At 44.0% G+C, this 6657-nt stretch carries 5 protein-coding genes; 4 read left to right on the top strand and 1 reads right to left on the bottom strand.

What is annotated here, in order from left to right; translation table 11 throughout:
- The first annotated feature begins 72 nt into the window (after positions 1-72).
- The 4 genes from E1160_RS01105 (at position 73) to E1160_RS01090 (ending at position 5325) form a co-directional block, all read left to right on the top strand.
- Positions 73-1422: a glutamine synthetase family protein gene (locus tag E1160_RS01105; protein WP_155153148.1), complete on the top strand. Its 1350-nt coding sequence runs from the start codon at positions 73-75 to the stop codon at positions 1420-1422.
- Positions 1422-2732 carry an NAD(P)/FAD-dependent oxidoreductase gene (locus E1160_RS01100; RefSeq protein ID WP_155153147.1) on the top strand — a complete coding sequence of 437 codons (1311 nt, stop codon included), beginning with the start codon at positions 1422-1424 and terminating at the stop codon, positions 2730-2732. The genes E1160_RS01105 and E1160_RS01100 overlap by 1 nt, the downstream gene beginning before the upstream one ends.
- 215 nt (positions 2733-2947) lie before the next feature.
- Positions 2948-3862, top strand: coding sequence for a BKACE family enzyme (locus E1160_RS01095; protein ID WP_155153146.1), 915 nt, complete (start codon positions 2948-2950; stop codon positions 3860-3862).
- A gap of 26 nt (positions 3863-3888) precedes the next feature.
- Positions 3889-5325 (top strand): carnitine 3-dehydrogenase, encoded by a 1437-nt coding sequence (locus E1160_RS01090; RefSeq protein WP_155153145.1) that lies wholly within the window; start codon positions 3889-3891, stop codon positions 5323-5325.
- A gap of 95 nt (positions 5326-5420) precedes the next feature.
- Here E1160_RS01090 and E1160_RS01085 read toward each other — a convergent pair.
- On the bottom strand, positions 5421-6657 hold a 1237-nt coding region (locus tag E1160_RS01085; protein WP_155153144.1), incomplete at its 5' end, for a methyl-accepting chemotaxis protein.

Genomic DNA, 6657 nt, shown 5'->3' with positions numbered 1-6657 from the left:
GTTTATAATTTACTCCTAAAGGCTTCCCCCGTATCCTTTGATCACACGAAATGAACTTAAAGAGTTAAGAAAATGAGTGAAGCTGATTTTGAGTGGTTGGAAAGCCGTGATGATATTTCCCATGTGACTGTTGGTGTGGTTGATCTACAAGGTATTTTGCGTGGAAAGCGCCTACCAAAAGATCAGGCAAAGAAAGTGCTGACAGGTGGGTTAAAGCTTCCTCTCTCCGGTGGTACGACCGATATCTGGGGTGAAGACCTTCATGAAAATGAATTGGCAATGGAAAATGGCGATGCAGATGGCATTTGCCAATATACAGGCCGCGGTGTTTTACCTGTAAACTGGAACTCAAGCCCGGGCGCTTTTGTGCCTGTACAAATGATGGGTGAAGATGGAAAGCCTTTCTTAGGCTGCTCCCGTTATGCGTTGATCCGTTTGATGGAACGTTTTCATGCGAAAGGCTGGCGCCCGGTTGTTGCGACAGAATTGGAATTTTTCCTATATGATCTGGAAGATGGGCGTCCAACTTCCATTTCTTCACCTGTTACTGGAAAAAAATATAGTAAGGCCGATTTGCTTTCTATTGAGCAATTGGACCATTTGGATGATTTTCTAAGTGATCTTCATAAAGAATGCGAGATACAGGGCATTAATGCGGATACGATGGTATCTGAAAATGCTGCGTCTCAATATGAGGTCAATTTATTGCATGTTGATGATCCCGTGCGTGCGGCGGATGATACCGTTTTGTTCAAACGTTTGATTAAAGGTATTGCACGTAAACACGGTATGGGCGCGACCTTTATGGCGAAACCATACGGGGATCAGGCAGGGAATAGTATGCATGTCCATTTTAGCTTGATCGACGAAAATGATGTAAATCTATTCGATAATGGTGGTGATGAAGGCACAGAAATGTTGCGTCATGCAGCAGGTGGTTTGTTGAAATATATGCGTGAAAGCATGTTGATATTTGCGCCACATTATAATTCTTACAAACGTTTACGTCCTTATTCCTTAGCACCGACTGATGTGAACTGGGGCTATGAAAATCGTTCGGGTGCGGTGCGTATTCCAGCAAGTGATGCAAAGGCGAGACGCATTGAACACCGCGTTGCAGGGGCCGATGCTAATCCGTATCTCGTGTTAACTGCGATGTTGGCAGCTGCGCTGGAAGGGATCGAAAATAAAATTGATCCGGGCGCACCAATTGAGGGATTAGCTTATGAAGGGCGAACCCACGAATCTTTACCAGCGAGTTGGTATGAGGCGATTGAGCTTTATGCGAATAGTGATTTTTGCAAAGAGGTTTTTTCGGAAACACTGCATAAAACCTATTTAGGTGTGAAGAAATATGAATTTGGTATTTTCACTTCCAAAATTACCGAATTTGAACATGAAACCTATTTGGATAATGTCTAATGCTATCTGATGTCCTGACCATTAAACATCCTCAACCCTATCCAGAGAGCTATTATGCAGCATCCCGGATAGAAATACCTGATCGTCCAGCGTTATCTGATACGGTCGAGGTGGATGTATGCGTTGTCGGGGCAGGTTTTTCTGGTATGTCCACCGCCTTGTTCCTTGCTGAAAAAGGTTATCAGGTGGCATTGCTTGAAGCTTGTCATGTTGGGTGGGGCGCTGCAGGTCGTAATGGTGGACATCTCATTAATGGTTTCAATGGTGGTGTTAGTTTTCTAGAGAAACATCTAGGTGTTAAAGACCACGATGTTATTAAGACCTTTCATCTTGAAGGGGCAGAAATCATTAAGGATTGGGTTGGTAAATATGATATCCAATGCGATCTGAAATTTGGCCATATGATCACAGCTTATACAGATAAGCAGGTTAAGGAGCTGGAAGAAGAGATCGAACAGCTTCATGCATATGGACTATCTAAAATGCATATGGTGGATCGTGAGGTTGCTCAAAAAGAAACTGGATCTTCTGTTTATGCGGGTGGATATAAGGATCCATATTCAGGTCATTTACATCCGTTAAATCTGGTATTAGGCGAAGCGGCCGCTTTTGAAAAGCTCGGGGGGAAAATCTTTGAACAATCCCCAATGATTGGATATGCGTCTGCGTCTTATGGTGTATTGGTGAAAACGGCTAAGGGGCAGGTTAAAGCAAAGAAATTAGTGCTTTGTGGTGAGGCTTATATGGGAGATACGGAAAAACGTATCTCTAAACGTATGATGCCAGTATCTACGCAAGTGATTGCAACGGAACCTTTATCTGAAGCACAGCAAAAAGAAATTTTACCGAATGATCTAGCAGTCGCGGATTGCCGCTACATTTTGGATTATTTCCGGCTATCTGCGGATAAGCGTCTTATTTTTGGGGGCGGGTCTACTTATGGGGGATCAACCCCAGCACAGGCTGAACAAAAACTACGCGGTAATCTTGAGAAAGTGTATCCACAATTAAAAGGCATAAAGGCAGATTATGTTTGGACCGGAAACATGGCCTTTTGCTATACTCGCCATCCTGACTTAGGTACTTTGACTAATAATGTATATTATTTGCATGGTTTTTGTGGGCATGGTGTTAACGTAACTCATATTTATGGTCGTACAATGGCGGAGGCTATTGACGAAAAATTTGATCGTTACAACCTGTTCACCAAGGCACCTCAACGGCCCTTTCCGGGGGGACAACGATTCCGCGTGCCGTATTCAATTATGGGGTCTTGGTGGTATGGTTTGCGCGACAGGTTGGGTGTCTGAAAATAGCCCAAGTCAACATTTAGAAATTCTGTATTTTTCTAAATTTGGCAAAATTGAAGATTTGTAACATAGCCGTTTTTTGTTCGTTGATTGGTCGGAAAGTGACTAACGAAACCGTTTTTCATTGATAGATTATCCAAAGTTCAGGGTCGCGTGGGAGTGGCCAGAGTTAAGGAAAGCTGCGGGTTAACCGCCTATCAAGAAAGGGTTGCGATATGCCACTTGAAATGAATAAAAACGTCTTCATCACATGTGCTGTAACAGGTTCCGGTGGAACACAAGATAAATCTCCACATGTGCCACGTTCCCCAAAAGAGATCGCAGAAAGCGCAATTGATGCCGCAAAAGCAGGTGCAGCTGTTGTGCATTGTCACGTACGTGATCCTGAAACAGGTGCACCTTCCCGTGATCCAAAATTATATCGTGAATTGACTGATCGTGTACGTGATTCTGAAATTGATGTTGTGTTGAACCTAACCGCTGGTATGGGCGGCGATATTGTGTTTGGTGACGTGGAAGCGCCATTCCCGGTGAATGAAAAAGCAACTGATATGATTGGCGCAACGGAACGCGTTCAACATGTGGCGGAATGTTTACCAGAAATCTGCACATTAGATTGTGGCACAATGAATTTTGCCGAAGCAGATTATGTGATGACAAATACACCGGGTACTTTGCGCGCAATGGGGCAAATGATGACCGACCTTGAGGTGAAGGTAGAAATTGAGGCATTTGACACAGGACATCTTTGGTTTGCGAAACAGTTGGTGAAAGAAGGGATCTTGAAAAGCCCGGCAATGGTTCAGCTTTGTATGGGGGTTCCATGGGGCGCGCCAAATGATTTGAATACATTTATGGCCATGGTAAATAACGTACCATCTGATTGGGATTGGTCTGCATTTTCCTTAGGTCAGCACCAAATGCCATATGTGGCTGCTGCTGTTCTTGCAGGTGGTAATGTACGTGTTGGCTTGGAAGATAATCTATTCTTGGAAAAAGGTGTTCTTGCAACAAATGCACAACTTGTCGAAAAAGCAGGGACTATTATTGAAAATTTGGGGTCTCGTTTGATGACACCTGCGGAAGTACGTGAACAACTTGGCTTGACCAAACGCGCACCTAAATCCTAATCCACGCATAATAAGGACATAAATAAATGAAAGCCTGTATTGTTGGCGGTGGTGTTATTGGCGGGGGCTGGGTTGCCCGGTTCCTGCTCAATGGTTGGGATGTTGCGGTATTTGACCCAGACCCAGAGGCCGAACGGAAAATCAGTGAAGTTTTGGCTAATGCGCGTCGTAGCTTGCCATCCCTGTACGATCGTATGATGCCAGCGGAAGGAAAATTAAGTTTCCACTCTGATTTAGCTGAAGCTGTATCTGGTGCGGCATGGGTGCAAGAATCTGTGCCGGAACGTTTGGATTTAAAGAATAAAGTTCACGCTGGTATTTTAGAGCATCTTGATGCAGAAGCCATTCTTGGTTCTTCGACATCTGGTTTCAAGCCTTCTGAGTTACAAGATGGAATGGATAAGCCTGAACATATTATTGTAACTCATCCATTCAATCCGGTTTATCTGTTACCCTTGGTAGAAGTGGTCCCGTCAGCCAAAACACCGGAAGCGATTAAATCAAAAGCTCAATCGATTTTGACTTCTATCGGAATGAAGCCATTATTAGTGCGTAAAGAAATTGATGCACATATCGCAGATCGTTTACTGGAAGCAGTATGGCGTGAAGGGCTTTGGCTGATAAATGATGGTATTGCTTCCACCGAAGAAATTGATGATTCTATCCGTTATGGTTTTGGATTGCGCTGGGCACAAATGGGATTGTTTGAGACATATCGCATTGCGGGTGGCGAAGCAGGTATGAAACATTTTATCGGTCAGTTTGGCCCGGCTTTAGCTTGGCCTTGGACCAAGTTGATGGATGTACCAGAACTGACAGATGAACTTGTTGATCAAATTGCGGGTCAGTCAGATGCACAATCAGGACATATGTCTATTCGTGAATTGGAACGTCTACGGGATGATAACTTGGTGGGAATGATGCGCGCTTTGAAGAAATCCGGTAGTGGCGCTGGTGGGACGATCAACGAACATGAGGCTGCTATGAAATTAGCAACAGCAGATGATCTTCCAATCACTGTATGTCGTAAAGTACCGCAAAGCTGGACGGATTATAATGGTCACATGAATGAGACACATTACCTTGAAGCGGGAAGTCAGGCTACAGATCAATTCATGATTATGATTGGGGCTGATGAAGATTACATTGCGTCTGGCAATAGTTACTTCACTGTTGAAACCCAAATACGATATCTAGATGAAATGAAAGAAGGTGACGACCTAACCATTAAGACACAAGTCTTATCGGGTGAAGGGAAGAAGATGCATCTATATCATTTCTTACAAAATGCTGCTGGTGACACGGTTTGTGGTGTTGAAACACTTTTATTGCATGTGGATTTAAACACTCGTAAAACCTGTCAGCCAGGTGAAGAGATTTCGGCGAAACTAGCAGAATATGCGTCGGCCCATGCTTCCCTTCCAACTCCGCACGGTGTTGGGAAATCTATTGGCCAACGTTAGGATTCCTCAGGTTTTTTCCTGAAGACTCTTTTGACCTAACTGAAAAAGGCGATCCAGATTTTGGATCGCCTCTTCTTTATCTATAACATAGAAAACTAAGCCACTTGTACTTTACGGATATAGGCATCCACTTGGTCTTTTAGCGACGTGCCGTAACGTTCAAGTTCAACGGAAGCTTCTAGAACCTTCCCAGCTGAACCAGATGTTGCTTTTGCTGCATCGATGACCACAGACATGTTATCAGAAACATATCGTGTGGATTGTGCTGCATTTTGTACATTATGGGCGATTTCAGATGTAGCGATGCTTTGCTGTTGTGCACTATTGGCAACGTTTTCAGCCACGTCTGCTAGGTCTTCAATGGTTTTTGTGACATTTTCAATGATCGGAACTGTCACATTCACACTTTCCTGAATGCCGTCTACATGGGTTGTGATTTCTTGTGTCGCGTTGGCCGTTTGTGTCGCAAGATTTTTGACTTCGTTGGCAACAACAGCAAAACCTTTACCGGCTTCACCTGCCCGGGCGGCCTCAATCGTTGCGTTTAGTGCAAGCAAGTTTGTTTGATTTGCAATATCGTTAATCAAACTGACTACTTCGCCAATTTTCTCTGCTCCACTGCGTAGACCAGAGATTGAATTGATTGCTGATTCTGATGCATCGCGTGCTTCGCCGGCTTTACGGGATGTACTGGAAATCTGCTCTGAGACTTCGGAAATGGTTGCTGTAAGTTCTTCGGTCGCAGAGGCAACTGTATTTACATTTTCGCTAGCTGATTGAGATGACGTTGAAGCTTCTACAGATTGGTTAGAAGACTGTTCTGCCTGTTGGCTCATTTCGTTAGCTGAGATACCAAGCTGGTGGGAGGATTGCGCAATGTTGGAAAGTAAAGAACTAACTTCTGCTTCAAATTCTTGTGTCGCATGGCGCACCTCATCGGCACGCGCCGCTTTTTGTTCTGCTGCTTCTCTTTGGGCACGTTGCAATTCTTCACGCTCCACTGCTTTATCTTTAAGAACATCCACGGACACAGCAATTGTACCAATTTCTGTTTCGTTAATAAGTCCTTTGACATCAGTATCCAACTTACCATCCGCAAGTGAGCGAATAGATTTTTCCAGATTATTTATTGGGCCGGTTACGAATTTACCCATAACCATACTTGTAGCAATAGCCGTTGCAACACCAGCAATAGCGGCAGCTCCCAAGATTATTAGAGCCATTATTTCAATATTAATAATATTGTTATATAGGCGCTCTGCTATCTGGCCCTCTGCGCCAACCTGTCGCCAGATTGCCAAGGCATCTTCTGCCTGATTATAAATATAAATT

The sequence above is a fragment of the Curvivirga aplysinae genome (assembly GCF_009711445.1).
Taxonomy (GTDB): domain Bacteria; phylum Pseudomonadota; class Alphaproteobacteria; order UBA8366; family Aestuariispiraceae; genus Curvivirga; species Curvivirga aplysinae.
Note: the sequence above shows the minus strand (reverse complement) of the source record. Positions and strands in the feature narration are given on the sequence as shown.